15 protein-coding genes are annotated in these 15,358 nt (G+C 58.6%); 11 read left to right on the forward strand and 4 right to left on the reverse strand.

Annotated features, from left to right (window positions below):
* Positions 1-50: 50 nt before the first annotated feature.
* Both KGB07_RS12610 and sfsA read left to right on the forward strand, forming a co-directional pair.
* Positions 51-1,223 carry a pyridoxal phosphate-dependent aminotransferase gene (locus KGB07_RS12610; RefSeq protein ID WP_046041819.1) on the forward strand — a complete coding sequence of 391 codons (1,173 nt, stop codon included), beginning with the start codon at positions 51-53 and terminating at the stop codon, positions 1,221-1,223.
* A complete protein-coding gene (gene sfsA / locus KGB07_RS12615; protein ID WP_223465532.1) occupies positions 1,223-1,936 on the forward strand; it encodes a DNA/RNA nuclease SfsA in 714 nt (237 codons plus the stop codon). Before KGB07_RS12610 ends, sfsA begins: the two co-directional genes overlap by 1 nt.
* Here the strand turns inward: sfsA and KGB07_RS12620 are convergent.
* The 4 genes from KGB07_RS12620 to KGB07_RS12635 form a co-directional block, all read right to left on the reverse strand.
* Entirely contained in the window at positions 1,933-2,250 is a 318-nt protein-coding gene (locus KGB07_RS12620) for a Rieske (2Fe-2S) protein (RefSeq protein WP_223465534.1), read from the reverse strand. The two genes, sfsA and KGB07_RS12620, sit on opposite strands and share 4 nt — an antisense overlap.
* Positions 2,251-2,704: 454 nt before the next feature.
* Positions 2,705-2,977: a TfoX/Sxy family protein gene (locus KGB07_RS12625; RefSeq protein WP_008053897.1), complete on the reverse strand. Its 273-nt coding sequence runs from the start codon at positions 2,975-2,977 to the stop codon at positions 2,705-2,707.
* Between the two features lie 246 nt (positions 2,978-3,223).
* Positions 3,224-3,568 (reverse strand): pentapeptide repeat-containing protein, encoded by a 345-nt coding sequence (locus KGB07_RS12630; protein WP_046041823.1) that lies wholly within the window; start codon positions 3,566-3,568, stop codon positions 3,224-3,226.
* A gap of 91 nt (positions 3,569-3,659) precedes the next feature.
* Positions 3,660-5,216 (reverse strand): AAA family ATPase, encoded by a 1,557-nt coding sequence (locus tag KGB07_RS12635; protein ID WP_223465535.1) that lies wholly within the window; start codon positions 5,214-5,216, stop codon positions 3,660-3,662.
* A gap of 116 nt (positions 5,217-5,332) precedes the next feature.
* Here KGB07_RS12635 and mrcB point away from each other — a divergent pair, with 116 nt between their 5' ends.
* The 9 genes from mrcB to msrQ all read left to right on the forward strand — a co-directional run bounded on the left by mrcB (position 5,333) and on the right by msrQ (position 15,203).
* On the forward strand, positions 5,333-7,651 hold the full coding sequence (mrcB, locus tag KGB07_RS12640; protein ID WP_223465536.1) for a penicillin-binding protein 1B: 2,319 nt from the start codon (positions 5,333-5,335) through the stop codon (positions 7,649-7,651).
* 16 nt (positions 7,652-7,667) lie between these two features.
* Positions 7,668-8,405 carry a tetratricopeptide repeat protein gene (locus KGB07_RS12645; RefSeq protein WP_223465537.1) on the forward strand — a complete coding sequence of 246 codons (738 nt, stop codon included), beginning with the start codon at positions 7,668-7,670 and terminating at the stop codon, positions 8,403-8,405.
* Positions 8,405-8,740 carry a YqcC family protein gene (locus tag KGB07_RS12650; RefSeq protein ID WP_046041827.1) on the forward strand — a complete coding sequence of 112 codons (336 nt, stop codon included), beginning with the start codon at positions 8,405-8,407 and terminating at the stop codon, positions 8,738-8,740. Before KGB07_RS12645 ends, KGB07_RS12650 begins: the two co-directional genes overlap by 1 nt.
* Before the next feature lie 483 nt (positions 8,741-9,223).
* Complete coding sequence (locus tag KGB07_RS12655) at positions 9,224-10,948, forward strand: acetolactate synthase 3 large subunit (RefSeq protein WP_223465538.1); 1,725 nt, start codon at positions 9,224-9,226, stop codon at positions 10,946-10,948.
* A gap of 2 nt (positions 10,949-10,950) precedes the next feature.
* A complete protein-coding gene (ilvN, locus tag KGB07_RS12660) occupies positions 10,951-11,442 on the forward strand; it encodes an acetolactate synthase small subunit (RefSeq protein WP_003176102.1) in 492 nt (163 codons plus the stop codon).
* Between the two features lie 45 nt (positions 11,443-11,487).
* Complete coding sequence (gene ilvC, locus KGB07_RS12665) at positions 11,488-12,504, forward strand: ketol-acid reductoisomerase (RefSeq protein WP_003228216.1); 1,017 nt, start codon at positions 11,488-11,490, stop codon at positions 12,502-12,504.
* A 144-nt stretch (positions 12,505-12,648) separates the two neighbouring features.
* Positions 12,649-13,506, forward strand: coding sequence for a CDP-diacylglycerol--serine O-phosphatidyltransferase (pssA, locus tag KGB07_RS12670; protein ID WP_046041828.1), 858 nt, complete (start codon positions 12,649-12,651; stop codon positions 13,504-13,506).
* Positions 13,507-13,569: 63 nt separating this feature from the next.
* Entirely contained in the window at positions 13,570-14,583 is a 1,014-nt protein-coding gene (gene msrP, locus KGB07_RS12675; RefSeq protein WP_223465539.1) for a protein-methionine-sulfoxide reductase catalytic subunit MsrP, read from the forward strand.
* Complete coding sequence (msrQ, locus tag KGB07_RS12680; RefSeq protein ID WP_223465540.1) at positions 14,583-15,203, forward strand: protein-methionine-sulfoxide reductase heme-binding subunit MsrQ; 621 nt, start codon at positions 14,583-14,585, stop codon at positions 15,201-15,203. The genes msrP and msrQ overlap by 1 nt, the downstream gene beginning before the upstream one ends.
* Positions 15,204-15,358: the final 155 nt, after the last annotated feature.

Raw genomic sequence — 15,358 nt, forward strand, 5'->3', positions numbered from 1 at the left:
TCGTTCCTGCGCTTGGGTAGAATCGGTTTTTTTCCGTTGAAGGAAGGCCAATGGCTCAGCCCTACAGTGCCCGCAGTCGCGCGATCGAACCTTTCCATGTCATGGCGCTGTTGGCGCGGGCCAATGAATTGCAGGCGGCCGGCCACGATGTGATCCACCTGGAAATCGGTGAGCCGGACTTCACCACCGCCGAACCGATCATCCAGGCCGGCCAGGCTGCGCTGACAGCGGGGAAGACCCGTTACACCGCCGCGCGCGGCATTCCGGAGCTGCGTGAGGCCATTTCGGGCTTTTATCAGCAGCGTTATGGCTTGAACATCGACCCTCGGCGCATCCTCATCACGCCTGGCGGCTCTGGCGCGCTGCTGCTGGCCAGCGCTTTGCTGGTCGACCCCGGTAAACACTGGCTGCTGGCGGACCCGGGCTACCCATGTAACCGGCACTTCCTGCGACTGGTCGAAGGCGCGGCACAACTGGTGCCGGTCGGTCCGGATGTGCGTTATCAATTGACGCCTGGTCTGATCGAGCGTCATTGGGACCACGACAGCGTCGGCGCACTGGTGGCGTCGCCAGCCAATCCGACCGGCACGATCCTGACCCGCGACGAGTTGGCGAAGCTGTCTGCCGCGATCAAGGAGCGCCACGGTCATCTGGTGGTCGACGAGATTTATCACGGTCTGACCTACGGCACCGATGCGGCCAGCGTGCTGGAAGTCGACGACAGTGCATTCGTTTTGAACAGCTTTTCGAAGTACTTCGGGATGACCGGTTGGCGGCTCGGTTGGCTGGTGGCTCCCGACGCGGCGGTCGGTGAGCTGGAAAAACTCGCCCAGAACCTCTACATCAGTGCACCAAGCATGGCGCAGTACGCTGCATTGGCCTGTTTCGAGCCGGCAACCATCAGCATTCTCGAAGAACGTCGCGCCGAATTTGGCCGGCGCCGGGATTACCTGCTGCCGGCCTTGCGTGAATTGGGCTTCGGCATTGCCGTGGAGCCGGAAGGGGCGTTCTACTTGTATGCCGATATCAGCAAGTTCGGCGGCGATGCCTTCGCGTTCTGTAAGCATTTTCTCGAGACCGAACATGTGGCATTCACCCCGGGGCTGGATTTCGGGCGATATCAGGCCGGGCATCATGTGCGGTTCGCCTATACGCAAAATCTCGAGCGTTTGCAGGAGGCGGTCGAGCGCATTGCCCGTGGGTTGCGGAGCTGGCAAGGCTGATGCGTTTCCATCCTCCCCTCGAAGAAGGGCGCCTGATCCGACGTTACAAGCGTTTTCTCGCCGATATCGAAACCGTTGGCGGCGAACTGCTGACCATTCACTGTCCGAACACAGGCTCGATGCTCAATTGTCAGGTCGAAGGCGGGCAGGTCTGGTTCAGTCGCTCCAACGACCCGAAACGCAAGTTGCCTGGCACCTGGGAGATCGGTGAAACCCCGCAAGGGCGGCTGTTTTGCGTGAACACCGCCCGCGCCAATGGTTTGATTGAAGAGGCGCTGCGGGCGGGCGTCATCACCGAACTGAACGGTTTTACCGGGCTCAAGCGCGAAGTGGCTTATGGTCAGGAAAACAGTCGTATCGATTTCCGCCTCGATTTCCCCGAAGGGCCGGCCTACGTCGAAGTCAAAAGCGTAACCCTGGGTTTCGACGGTACGGCGGTGGCGGCGTTTCCCGATGCAGTCACCCAGCGTGGCGCCAAGCATCTGCGGGAGCTGGCGCACTTGGCCAGGGACGGTATTCGTGCGGTGCAGTTGTACTGCGTTTGCCTGACCGACATCGAGGCCGTGCGCCCGGCGCAGGAAATCGATCCGGTTTATGCGCAGGCCTTGCGTGAGGCGATTGCCTGTGGAGTCGAGGTGCTGGCTTACGGTGTGCGGTTGAGCCACGAAGAAATGCTGGTCGACCGGCGCCTGGACGTGTTTCCGGGCAGCTAACGGCTGATCCAGACCCCTTGCTCATCCTCACGGCAGGCCACGCTGGTCAAGGCTTGCCCCGCGCAAGGGCCGGCGACGCATTCACCGTCTTCGATCAGGAACAGTGCGCCATGGGTGGCGCACTGGATCAGGCTGTTGCTGGGGTCGAGAAACTGGTCGGGATGCCACTCCAGGGCAACACCCCGGTGCGGACAGCGATTGATGTAGACGTAAACCTGCCCGCTGCGGCGCACTGCAAAAAACTTTTGGCCATCGATGTCGAACCCGCGACTGCTGTCATTGACCAGCTCGGCACCTGCGCAAAGCAACTTCATGTCTATCCTCGGTCCCGCGGCTCGTGACCGGATATGTCCGAGTCTGAGGGTTAAATGCTATCAAATGGCTGCCTTGCCCGTCGGGTACAAGTGCCTGTCGTCGAGGATACTAGGCCGGCTGCTTCGATGCCCGGGAATCCTTTGAAGGAAGCCGTTTGTGCGCCTGACCATCGATCTCCGCATCTCGGCAGTACTTTTCCACAGGCAAAAAAAGACCCGGCAAGAGCCGGGTCAAATAACCGTGATTAGCCTGATGAGGAGATAATCCGAGAGTCCGAACCAAGGGCTTTTCAGAATATCTGACCAGTCTCGCGACCAGTTGTGATAATCATATCGATTCTCATTACCAAGTCAACCGCTGTTTTCCGATTTCCTTGCGATTCGCCGGATTTACGTCTGCAGGCCTCGTAATCATTGGGTTTAAGGCTGCAAAGTTTCAGAAATATTTGTCGGATCAATTCTTGTGGCGTGTAGAAATGGCTTCCAGCTGTTTGTTCAGGGCTTCCTTGCGCTCGGCAGGAATATCATTCCAGTGAACGTCCATCAGGGCGCCTTCAATTGCGTACAACAACACCTTGGACGCCCGAAAACCGCGCGTGCGCACGGCCCGATAAGCATCCACCGCCCCGAGGCGACGCAAGTCCGAAGCGCTATGGATGCCCACGGCATGCAGCCATTGCGCTGACGTCTTGCCAAGATTCTTCAGGTGTTGCAGTTCATCATTCATCAAGCCTCCTTGCGATGGCCGAATGGAGAGCGTGGGCAATCTTCTGAGGAGTGTAGCCATCAGTAGGAAAAGCGTGATTGTTTGCTCGTTTACGAAGCAAATGCTTCTAAGAAACAAGTATTGGCAGTGCGTGAACAAGTCTATGAGCGCAGGGGAAGAGGTGGGGAAGAATCTGGAAATCAAGGGCGAACATCCCCACAGTCCAGCGCAACGAGAGGCGCTGGACGTTTCAGTCAGCGGCGATGATCAGCGAGTGCGATAGCGCAGTCGCGTGCCGAAGTTCATCGACATCAGGATTTCGTCGGCACTGAGTTCCACCGGAAAGTACGTACCGGAAATCTGCGCGTGAGCCAGGCTCGCGCCTTCCAGGTTCGCTTTGCGAAAGTCGATGCCGCGCAGGTCGCAGGAACGGAAGTAGGCGTCGCTGAAATCCACGCCGTCGGCATTCAGTTCGCGCAGGTCCAGCCCCCGGAAATCTCCACCCACCATGTCGATGAGGCCATCCTTGGGGCGTTCACTGTTGAAGCCTTTGATGTCGTCTTTGTGCAGCAGGGCATATAGCGGTGTGTCGAGAAGTTTAGGCTGGCTCATGTCGCATCACCTGATGGTTTTATGACGCCAGTATAGTGCCACTATTTGACGGTCGTGAAGCCAGTGCGGGCCTCACGACCGAAATAGTTTCTTACAGGCCTGGCAGGCGCTGGCGAATCTGTTCCACAACGGTATCGAGCGTCCCGCTTTCATTGGTCTGGACGCGCTTGCTGCAGAGGATTTCCGCGGGTGTCAGCGCTTCACGGCTGGCTTGCTGGGCTGCGATAACGGCCAGGGTGGCGTCGGACGGATCTTTCTTGTCTGCCTGGCGCATGGCCAGCCAGCTTTCGATCACGGCCTGTGGCGCATTGCAGTCGAGAATCAGGAAGGGGGCGCCCGTGGCTTCGGCCACCTTTGCGGCACTGTCACGCTGATCACGCTTGAGGTAAGTGGCGTCGACCACCACCGGGAAGCCCGCACGCAGAATGACGTCGGCGATTTCGTGCAGGCGGGCATAGGTTGCCGCGCTGGCGTCGGCGCTATAGATGCCGGCCTGTACGTCATTCTCGACGGTTTGCTCGCCGAACAGGCGCTTGCGCTCGACATCGGAACGCAGGCGAATCGCGCCCAGGGCTTCGACCAGGCGCATGGCGACATGGCTCTTGCCGACAGCGGAAACACCGTGGGTAATGGCCATGAAGCGCGAAGGAATGGTGCTGTAGCTTTCTGCCAGGTTGGCGTAGTTGCGGTACTGGCGCAGGGTCGTGGCGCGCTGCACTGCAGTGGCGTCGGCCGGCATGCTGAACAGGGCAACCTTGGCGCGAACCAGTGCGCGGTAGGCTTTATAGAAGTTCAGCAGTTCGAGGCCGCGATAATCGCCGGTCAGCTCCAGGTACTGGCTGATGAAACGACGCGCCAGGCACTTCAGGCCGCGATCTTCCAGGTCCATCGCCAGGAAGCCGGTGTCGGCATAAACGTCGGTAAAGCGAAACGGTTCGTTGAATTCAATGCAGTCGAAGATCACGACCTTGCCGTCGATCACGGTGGCGTTGCCCAGGTGAATATCACCGTGGCATTCGCGAGTGAAGCCTTCGGCCTTGCGCTGGGCGAGCAGCGGTTTGAGGCGCTCGAAGCTGCTTTCGGCCCAGGCTTGCAGGGCGTCGAGTTGCAACAGGTCGGCCTTGTCGCTGAGGAACGGACGGATCTGTTCGAAGTTCTGCCGCACCGGCGCCATGACGCTGTCCGGGGTGCCGGCTTCGTGCCCGGCCGGCACTTTCGGTGCGTTGAGGTGGAAGCGGGCGATTTGCTCGGCCATCTCGTCGATGTGCGCGGTGGTCAATTCGCCATTGGCTTGCAGGGTGCTGAGCAAGCCGGTTTGCGGAAACTGGCGCATCTTCAGTACATATTCGATGGCCGGGCCTGCGCCGCCCAGTTGCGGAGCCTCGGCGCTGCCGGTGACGGGCAGCACTTCGAGGTACAAATCGTCGGTCAGGCGCTGGTTCAGGCGCAGTTCCTCAGCGCAAAAGTGTTCGCGAGCCTCAAGGCTGGTGAAGTCGAGAAAACCGAAATTCACCGGCTTCTTCACTTTATAGGCATAGGGGCCAGTGAGCAGTACCCAGGAAATATGGGTCTCGATGACCTGGAATCCCTCTACAGGATGCGGGTAGAGGGCAGGGTTTTGCAGGGCAGCGATCAGTGACTGGCTCACAGGCGATCCTTCAGAGTCTGGAAAATTCAAGGCCGTCATTATGGCCGCAAGTCCGCCTGACGCAAACCTCGGAGCGCTCCTGTTGAGGATGAATAAAGTGCGTATAATCCGCCGCCATGACTCGTACTCGAACTCCCCGCACCCCGAAAAAACCACCCTCCAGGGGCCTGCGCCCGTGGCTGGGCTGGGCCATTAAACTCAGTCTGGTCGCCCTTGTGGTGCTGGCCGGATTCGCCGTTTACCTTGATGCAATCGTCCAGGAGAAGTTCTCCGGCAAGCGCTGGACCATCCCGGCCAAGGTTTACGCGCGCCCGCTCGAGCTGTTCGTCGGACAGAAGCTGAGCCGGGATGATTTCCTGACCGAACTCGATGCCCTGGGCTATCGCCGTGAAAGCGTGGCCAATGGTCCGGGTGCGGCGTCGGTCAGCGGCAACACCGTTGACCTGAACACCCGTGGCTTCCAGTTCTATGAAGGCATGGAGCAAGCGCAACCGGTGCGGGTGCGTTTTTCCGGCGATTACGTGGCCGAGTTGGCGGGGGCAAAAGGCTCGAAGTTGTCGGTGGTGCGCCTGGAGCCGCTGTTGATCGGCGGCCTGTACCCGAAAAACCTCGAAGACCGGATTCTGATCAAGATCGATCAGGTGCCACCGTACCTGCTTGAAACGCTGGTGGCGGTCGAGGACCGTGATTTCTATCATCACTTTGGTGTTTCGCCGAAGTCGATCGCCCGTGCAATCTGGGTCAACGGTTCGTCCGGGCGCATGCGTCAGGGCGGCAGTACGCTGACTCAGCAGTTGGTCAAGAACTTCTACCTGACCAACGAGCGCAGCCTGAGCCGCAAGCTCACCGAAGCGATGATGGCGCTGCTGCTTGAACTGCATTACGACAAGCGCGAAATCCTTGAGGCTTACCTCAACGAAGTGTTTATCGGGCAGGACGGTCAGCGTGCGGTGCACGGTTTCGGTCTGGCCAGCCAGTTCTTCTTCAGTCAGCCGCTGGCGGAGCTCAAGCTGCATCAGGTCGCGCTGCTGGTGGGCATGGTCAAGGGGCCTTCTTCCTATAACCCCCGTCGTTATCCGGAGCGTGCCCTCGAGCGGCGCAACCTGGTACTCGATGTGCTGCAAGAGCAGGGCGTCGCGACTGCCGAGCAGGTTGAGGCGGCGAAGAAAATGCCGCTGGGCGTGACCAAGCGCGGCAGTCTGGCGGACAGCTCGTTCCCCGGCTTCCTCGATCTGGTCAAGCGTCAGTTGCGCGAAGACTATCGCGACGAAGACTTGACCGAGGAAGGGCTGCGCATCTTCACCAGTTTCGACCCGATCCTGCAGATGAAGGCTGAAGCCTCGGTCGACGACACCTTCAAGCGTCTGGCGGGGCGCAAGGGTTCCGATGACGTCGAAGCGGCAATGGTCGTGACCAACCCGGAGACCGGGGAAGTGCAGGCCATGATCGGCAGTCGCCAGGCCAGTTTTGCCGGGTTCAACCGGGCGCTGGATGCGGTAAGGCCGATCGGCTCGCTGATCAAGCCGGCGGTTTACCTGACTGCGCTGGAGAAGCCAAGCCAGTACACACTGACCAGTTGGCTGTCGGACGAATCCTTCTCGGTCAAGGGCGCGGACGGTCAGGTCTGGAAACCGCAGAACTATGATCGTCGTTCTCACGGTACGGTGTTCCTCTATCAAGGCCTGGCGCATTCCTACAACCTGTCGACCGCGCGTCTCGGTTTGGCGGTCGGTGTGCCGAACGTCCTGAAGACGGTGGAGCGCCTGGGTGTGACCCGTGAATTCCCGGCCTTCCCGTCGATGTTGCTCGGCGCCGGCGGCATGACGCCAATCGAAGTGGCGACCATGTACCAGACCCTCGCCAACGGCGGCTTCAATACGCCGATGCGCGGGATTCGCAGCGTGCTGACTGCCGAGGGCGAGCCGCTCAAGCGTTATCCGTTCCAGATCCAGCAGCGTTTCGATCCGGCCTCCATTTACCTGATCCAGAGCGCCATGCAGCGGGTGATGCGTGAAGGTACCGGCAGCTCGGTCTATAACGTGCTGCCAAGGACCCTGACCCTGGCGGGCAAGACCGGTACCAGTAACGACTCGCGCGACAGCTGGTTTGCCGGTTTCAGCCAGGACTTGCTGGCGGTGGTCTGGCTGGGTCGCGACGACAACGGCAAGACGCCATTCACCGGCGCCACCGGGGCCTTGCAGGTCTGGACCAGCTTCATGCGCAAGGCCGACCCGTTGCCGCTGGACATGCCGCAGCCGGATAATATCGTTCAGGCCTGGGTGGACTCGCGAACAGGGCAAGGTTCTGACGCCGGTTGCCCGGGTGCCGTGCAGATGCCGTATATTCGCGGCAGCGAACCGCCTCCCGGCGCCGCTTGCGGTGGTGAAAACCCTGCTGAGTCGGTGATGGACTGGGTCAAAGGCTGGATGAATTAAGCAAAGAGGGTTTCAAGTGAACAAGTGGTTGATTCCAGCGGTTGCCGCCGTAGCTTTGCTCAGCGGTTGTTCCAGCGTACAACGTGGCTCGATTCCGGTCGTGGATTCCGGCACCGCCGTGTCCAACAGTGAACGGATCTCGGCCAATGGCGGCTTCCGCCAGACGACCGTCAAGCGTCCTGCGCAAGGTCAGTCGCGGACCCAGGCGATTCCGCAGGGTGACAGCGGCGTAGTGGTGATGGTGCCAGGCGCGGCAACGACTTCGACGCCGATCAGCACCGCGCCGATTACCCCGGGTCCGATCACGCCGGGGCCGATTGACACGTCGCCGGTCCAATCGGCCCCGATCAATCAGGGCAGCTACAGCATGCCGTCGTCGCCAAGCGGGATTCCATCGGCCAGTGCGGGCGGACTTTCTGCCGACGAGCAACTGGACGGTCCGGTGTTGGCCTTGCTGACCACCGCTCAACAGCAACAGACGAGCGGTGATCTCAACGGTGCTTCCTCCAGTCTCGAACGCGCCCAACGCGTTGCGCCGCGTGAGCCGCAGGTGCTTTACCGTCTGGCGCAGGTGCGCATGGCTCAGGGCGATGCGGCCCAGGCCGAGCAGTTCGCTCGCCGTGGGCTGACCTTGGCCAATGGCCGTCCAGCCCTTCAGGCCAACTTGTGGGACCTGATTGGCCAGGCGCGTGATAAGCAGGGTGACTCCCAAGGCGCGGCATTGGCTCGTCAGAAGGCCAAGGTAACGCTGTGATGGATGCGCGCTTTCTGAAAATCGCCGATCAACTGTTGTTGATCGAACGCGAATTGCGGGTGCAAGGATGGTGGGATGAAGTCCCGCCCTCCGCCGAAGCGCTTTCCAGTGTCGAGCCGTTTTCGGTCGACACACTGGATTTCGAGCAGTGGCTGCAATGGATCTTCCTGCCACGCATGAAGATGATCCTCGAGCAGGATTTGCCGTTACCCAACGCTTCGGGCATTCAGGAAATGGCTGAGATGGTCTTTGCCGGACGCAATGTCCAGGGCAAGGATCGGCAGCTGCAGGTATTACTCAAGCAGTTTGATCAGTTGATCACAGCGTCTCGCTGAGCCAGAAGCTGCCAGCGTCCGCTGGCAGTTGTTCACAATATCTCTCTATTTTGTCGGCCGTTGCTGGGTAAGTGCATTCGCGTGCCAATTTTTTGCTAAAAGTTGCGCAATCGAAGCTAACACAGGGCTGATTTACGGGTTTTTTCTTGCGTTCTCATGTGCTTAGTAGAATAAAGCACATAGACGACTTGACTTGCGAAGGACGAAACAGAAGAATCCAAAGTCCGCTGTACAGGGACTGCCAGAAGCAGACCCTCTCAGCAGATCATGAGGCGCATATCCGCGTCGACCTGTTACACCCGCAACGCGTTACCTCGCGCTGGGTGGGAAAGCCCCGCAACACTTGGGACGATCCCAATACTTGCTCAGTCAGTGCTGACGTAGTCGGCGACCACCGTCGCTCATGCTCTGCCGAGAAGTAAACCTATTAAGACCCGTCCCGTTTTTCGTGGGCGGTATTCTGGCGTTTTAGAGGTGAGCAACGTGGAGCTTTTATCTGGCGGTGAGATGCTCGTCCGCTTTTTGCGCGACGAAGGCGTCAAATATATCTACGGGTACCCGGGTGGTGCTCTTCTTCATGTTTACGATGCCCTGTTCAAAGAACCGGAAGTGACCCACATCCTGGTTCGTCACGAGCAAGCGGCTACCCATATGGCTGACGGCTACGCCCGTGCCACCGGTAAAGCCGGTGTAGTACTGGTGACTTCCGGTCCTGGCGCAACAAACGCCATCACCGGTATCGCCACCGCCTATATGGACTCCATTCCGATGGTGATCATTTCCGGCCAGGTGCCTAGCACCATGGTGGGTACCGATGCGTTCCAGGAAACCGACATGATCGGTATCTCCCGGCCGATCGTGAAGCACAGCTTCATGATCAAGCACGCGTCGGAAATCCCGGAAGTCATGAAGAAGGCGTTCTACCTGGCGCAATCCGGTCGTCCTGGCCCGGTCGTTGTCGATATTCCGAAAGACATGACCAACCCGGCCGAGAAGTTCGAATACGTCTTCCCGAAAAAAGCCAAGCTGCGTTCCTACAGTCCGGCTGTTCGCGGTCACTCCGGTCAAATCCGCAAGGCGGCAGAAATGCTCCTGGCGGCCAAGCGCCCTGTGTTGTATTCCGGCGGCGGCGTGATCCTCGGCGGTGGTTCCGCACCACTGACCGAACTGGCGAAGATGCTCAACCTGCCAGTGACCAATACCCTGATGGGCCTCGGTGGTTTTCCTGGCACTGACCGTCAGTTCATCGGCATGCTCGGCATGCACGGCAGCTACACCGCCAACCTGGCGATGCACCATGCTGACGTGATCCTCGCTGTCGGCGCGCGTTTCGATGACCGTGTAATCAACGGCGCTTCGAAGTTTTGCCCGAACGCCAAGATCATTCACATCGACATCGACCCAGCCTCGATTTCCAAGACCATCAAGGCTGACGTGCCTATCGTTGGTCCGGTCGAGAGCGTCCTGACCGAAATGGTTGCGATCCTCAAGGAGATCGGCGAGACCCCGAACAAGGAGTCCGTAGCCAGCTGGTGGAAGCAAGTTGATGAGTGGCGCGGTGATCGCGGCCTGTTCCCTTACGACAAGGGCGACGGCAGCGTCATCAAGCCGCAGACCGTGATCGAAACCCTGTGCGAAGTGACCAAGGGCGACGCCTTTGTGGCTTCGGACGTGGGCCAGCACCAGATGTTCGCTGCGCAGTACTACACGTTTGATAAGCCCAACCGCTGGATCAACTCCGGCGGTCTGGGCACCATGGGGTTCGGTTTCCCGGCCGCCATGGGCATCAAGTTGAGCTTCCCGGATACCGACGTCGTTTGCGTCACCGGCGAAGGCAGTATCCAGATGAACATCCAGGAACTGTCCACCTGTCTGCAATACGGTTTGCCGGTAAAAATCGTCATTCTGAACAACGGCGTTCTGGGTATGGTTCGCCAGTGGCAGGACATGAGCTATGGCAGCCGTCACTCGCACTCCTACATGGAGTCGTTGCCTGACTTCGTCAAGCTGGCTGAAGCCTATGGTCACGTTGGCGTGCGCATCACTGAATCGAAAGATTTGAAGTCGAAGATGGAAGAAGCGTTCGCCATGAAAGATCGCCTGGTGGTGATCGATATTTCGGTCGATACCAGCGAGCACGTCTACCCGATGCAGATCAAAGACGGCTCCATGCGCGATATGTGGCTGAGCAAGACGGAGCGTACCTAATCATGCGGCACATTATTTCCTTGCTTCTGGAAAACGAACCCGGTGCTCTGTCTCGTGTGGTTGGCCTGTTCTCGCAGCGCAACTACAACATCGAAAGCCTGACCGTGGCCCCGACCGAAGACCCGACCCTGTCGCGTCTGACGCTGACCACGGTTGGTCACGATGAAGTCATCGAGCAGATCACCAAGAACCTGAACAAATTGATCGAAGTGGTAAAACTGGTCGACCTGTCGGAGAGTGCTCACATCGAGCGTGAACTGATGCTGGTCAAGGTCAAGGCCACCGGCGCCCAGCGTGCCGAGATCAAGCGCACTACCGATATTTACCGTGGACAGATCGTCGATGTCAGCGCCAGCGTGTATACCGTTCAACTGACCGGTACCAGCGACAAGCTCGACAGCTTCATTCAGTCCATCGGCACCGCCTCGATTCTGGAAACCGTCCGTAGTGGCGTGACCGGCATTGCCCGCGGCGACAAAGTACTCAGCATCTAAACCAAATTAGCGAACGGCCTGAACGGCCTGATATAGGGGAAATTCATGAAAGTTTTCTACGATAAAGACTGCGACCTGTCGATCATCCAGGGCAAGAAAGTTGCCATCATCGGTTACGGTTCCCAGGGCCACGCTCAAGCGTGCAACCTGAAAGACTCCGGCGTTGACGTGACTGTCGGCCTGCGTAAAGGTTCGGCTACCGTTGCCAAGGCTGAAGCCCACGGCCTGAAAGTGACCGACGTTGCTTCCGCTGTTGCAGCTGCCGACCTGGTCATGATCCTGACCCCGGACGAATTCCAGTCCTCCCTGTACAAGAACGAAATCGAGCCGAACATCAAGAAAGGCGCCACCCTGGCCTTCTCCCACGGTTTCGCGATCCACTACAACCAGGTTGTGCCGCGCGCTGACCTCGACGTGATCATGATCGCGCCGAAGGCTCCAGGCCACACCGTACGTTCCGAGTTCGTGAAGGGTGGCGGTATCCCTGACCTGATCGCTATCTACCAGGACGCCTCGGGCAATGCCAAGAACGTCGCTCTGTCCTACGCTGCCGGCGTTGGCGGCGGTCGTACCGGTATCATCGAAACCACCTTCAAGGACGAAACTGAAACCGACCTGTTCGGCGAACAAGCCGTTCTGTGCGGCGGTACCGTTGAGCTGGTGAAAGCCGGTTTCGAAACCCTGGTTGAAGCTGGCTACGCGCCGGAAATGGCCTACTTCGAGTGCCTGCACGAACTGAAACTGATCGTTGACCTCATGTACGAAGGCGGTATCGCCAACATGAACTACTCGATCTCCAACAACGCCGAGTACGGCGAGTACGTGACCGGCCCTGAAGTCATCAACGCCGAATCCCGTCAGGCCATGCGCAACGCCCTGAAACGTATTCAGGACGGCGAATACGCCAAGATGTTCATCAGCGAAGGCGCTACCGGCTATCCTTCGATGACCGCCAAGCGTCGTAACAACGCCGCTCACGGTATCGAAATCATCGGCGAGCAACTGCGCTCCATGATGCCGTGGATCGGTGCCAACAAGATCGTCGACAAAGCTAAAAACTAAGTCACGCGCTTGTACGAAAAACGCGGCTTAGGCCGCGTTTTTTCGTTTGAGGGGCCGGTTCTGGTATAAAGCTGCATCGTTTGCGGCCGAACCGTCGTCCCAGACACCTGTCCAAACTTTCCACCCCGTTGCAAGGTAATGTCCATGAGCGAACGCCCCGAAGAGCCAAACCAGGCTTCTGACGCCGAAAGCCTGCTGCCCATCGATGAACATGTCGAGGAAGGGCATGACGCTGAAGGTCGTAAAGTCCGGCATCGTGGTATCTATCTTTTGCCGAATCTGTTCACCACTGCGAACCTGTTCGCAGGGTTCTATTCCATCATCAGCTCGATGAGCGCCCAGGCGGCCTTGAGTGCCGGTGACTCGGCCAATGCGAGCAAGTATTTCGCGTTCGCGGCCATCGCGATCTTCGTCGCCATGGTGCTCGATGGTCTTGATGGGCGCGTGGCCCGCATGACCAATACCCAGAGCGCCTTCGGTGCCGAGTACGACTCGCTGTCGGACATGGTCGCCTTTGGTGTTGCGCCGGCATTGCTGGCCTTTGGCTGGGCCTTGGGTGACATGGGCAAGGTTGGCTGGATGGTCGCCTTCATCTATGTGGCTGGCGCGGCATTGCGCCTCGCGCGCTTCAACACGCAGGTCGGCACCGCGGACAAACGCTACTTCATCGGTCTGGCCAGTCCTGCCGCTGCAGGTGTGGTTGCAGGTATCGTCTGGGCGTTCAGCGACTACGGTATCCAGGGTTCCAAGATGTCTTTCCTGGTTGCGCTGATGGTGGCGGCGGCCGGCATGCTGATGGTCAGCAATATCAAGTACAACAGCTTCAAGGAACTGGACCTGAAGGGGCGAGTACCTTTCGTGGCGATTCTCGCGGTGGTGTTGGTGTTCGCAGTAGTGTTCAGTGATCCGCCGCGCATTCTGCTGCTGGTCTTCCTCGCCTATGCCGCGTCCGGCCCGGTTCAATACCTGTTACATCTTCGTCGGCGTAAAAGCGTCGAGTGATGTAATTTCCCTCATACTCCGCAGTCTGTTGGTGCATCTGTTCTCCAATACTGCGGAGTAGCCATGCTGATCAAAGTCCCTAAAGCATCCGACTGCCATGAGTCGGATGTCACGCCTGAATCCATCTATCTTTCTCGACGCAATGTATTGGGTGTTGCTGTTGCCGGTTTGGCCGTGAGCGGTCTTCCTCGGTGGGCGGCTGCCGACGATGTGGCGCGTTATGCGGACGTCGAGCCTGGTAAGGCGCCTTCCTGGTTCAGCGAAAAGCTTTCCTCGGTCAAGTGGGGGGCGGTTGTCGTCAAGGATGAGGCAATCACACCCTTCAAGGATGCTACCCACTACAACAACTTCTACGAGTTCGGCACCGACAAAGGTGATCCGGCCGCGAATGCCGGCACGCTGAAGACGGAGCCGTGGTCGGTGGTGGTGGACGGGGAGGTGGGTAAGCCCGGGCGGTATGCGCTCGAAGACTTCATGAAACCGTATCAGCTGGAGGAGCGAATCTACCGTTTGCGCTGCGTGGAAGCCTGGTCGATGGTCATTCCCTGGATCGGTTTTCCCCTCTCGGCCTTGCTCAAGGAAGTCGAGCCGACCTCGAAAGCCAGATTCATCCGCTTCGAAACCCTGCAGGATCCCAAAAGCACGCCGGGTCAGCGCTCCGGTTTTGCCTTGATCGATTGGCCTTATATAGAAGGGCTGCGATTGGACGAGGCAATGAACCCGTTGTCGATTCTGGCGGTGGGTATGTACGGGCGTGAACTGCCGAATCAGAACGGGGCTCCACTGCGCCTGGTCGTGCCCTGGAAGTACGGGTTCAAAAGCATCAAATCCATCGTGCGGATCAGTCTGGTCAGCGAGCAGCCGAAAACCACCTGGCAGAGCATTGCGGCGGATGAGTATGGTTTTTATGCGAACGTGAATCCTGCTGTTGATCATCCTCGCTGGACTCAGGCGCGTGAACGCCGCCTGCCTAGCGGTTTGTTCAAGCCCAATGTGCGCGACACGCAAATGTTCAACGGCTATTCAGAGGAAGTCGCCTCTCTATATACGGGGCTCGACCTGAGGAAGAACTACTGATGCGCTATCCGTTTTGGCGTATCGGTGTATTTGTCGTGGTGCTGATGTGGCCGCTGCTGTGGTTGTATCAGGCCTGTGAGGATGTCCTCGGGCCGGATCCGGGCAAGGTACTGGTCGATCGGCTGGGTTTGGGAGCGCTTGTTCTGTTGCTCGTAATCTTGAGCTTGACGCCTTTGCAGAAACTCACTGGTTGGGCGAGGTGGAATGCCGTGCGACGACAGTTGGGGTTGTGGTGCTTTGCCTATGTGCTGCTCCACCTCAGTAGTTATTGCGCATTCATACTTGGTTTTGACTGGTCGCAGCTGGGTGTCGAGTTGCGCAAGCGGCCTTACATTATTGTCGGGGCGCTGGGTTTTCTTGGTTTGCTGGCATTGGCGGTGACTTCCAATCGATACAGTCAGCGACGATTGGGTACCCGCTGGAAGAAGTTGCACCGCCTGGCGTATGTCATTCTCGGGCTGGGATTGCTGCATATGCTCTGGATTGTGCGCGCCGACCTGAAGGAGTGGGTGATCTATGCATCTATAGGTGCATTGCTGTCAGTGCTGCGGCTACCGCCTTTGGCTCGACGAATCCCGCGTCTAATGGCTAAAAAGGGCTCTTCTGCCAAAAAGGCGTAAATAGTGGTTGACGGCAGATTCCAGGTGTCTATAATTCGCCCCACTTCCGGCGCAGTCGAAACGGAAAACTCCTTGGTAAACAAAGAGTTACGCAGTTTTCGACAGCAAGCTGCTTCAGTTCATCGAAGCCGAAAGGGAGTTGAAAAAGAGGTGTT

It is taken from the genome of Pseudomonas sp. GL-RE-26 (assembly GCF_019956275.1).
GTDB classification, from domain to species: domain Bacteria; phylum Pseudomonadota; class Gammaproteobacteria; order Pseudomonadales; family Pseudomonadaceae; genus Aquipseudomonas; species Aquipseudomonas grandcourensis.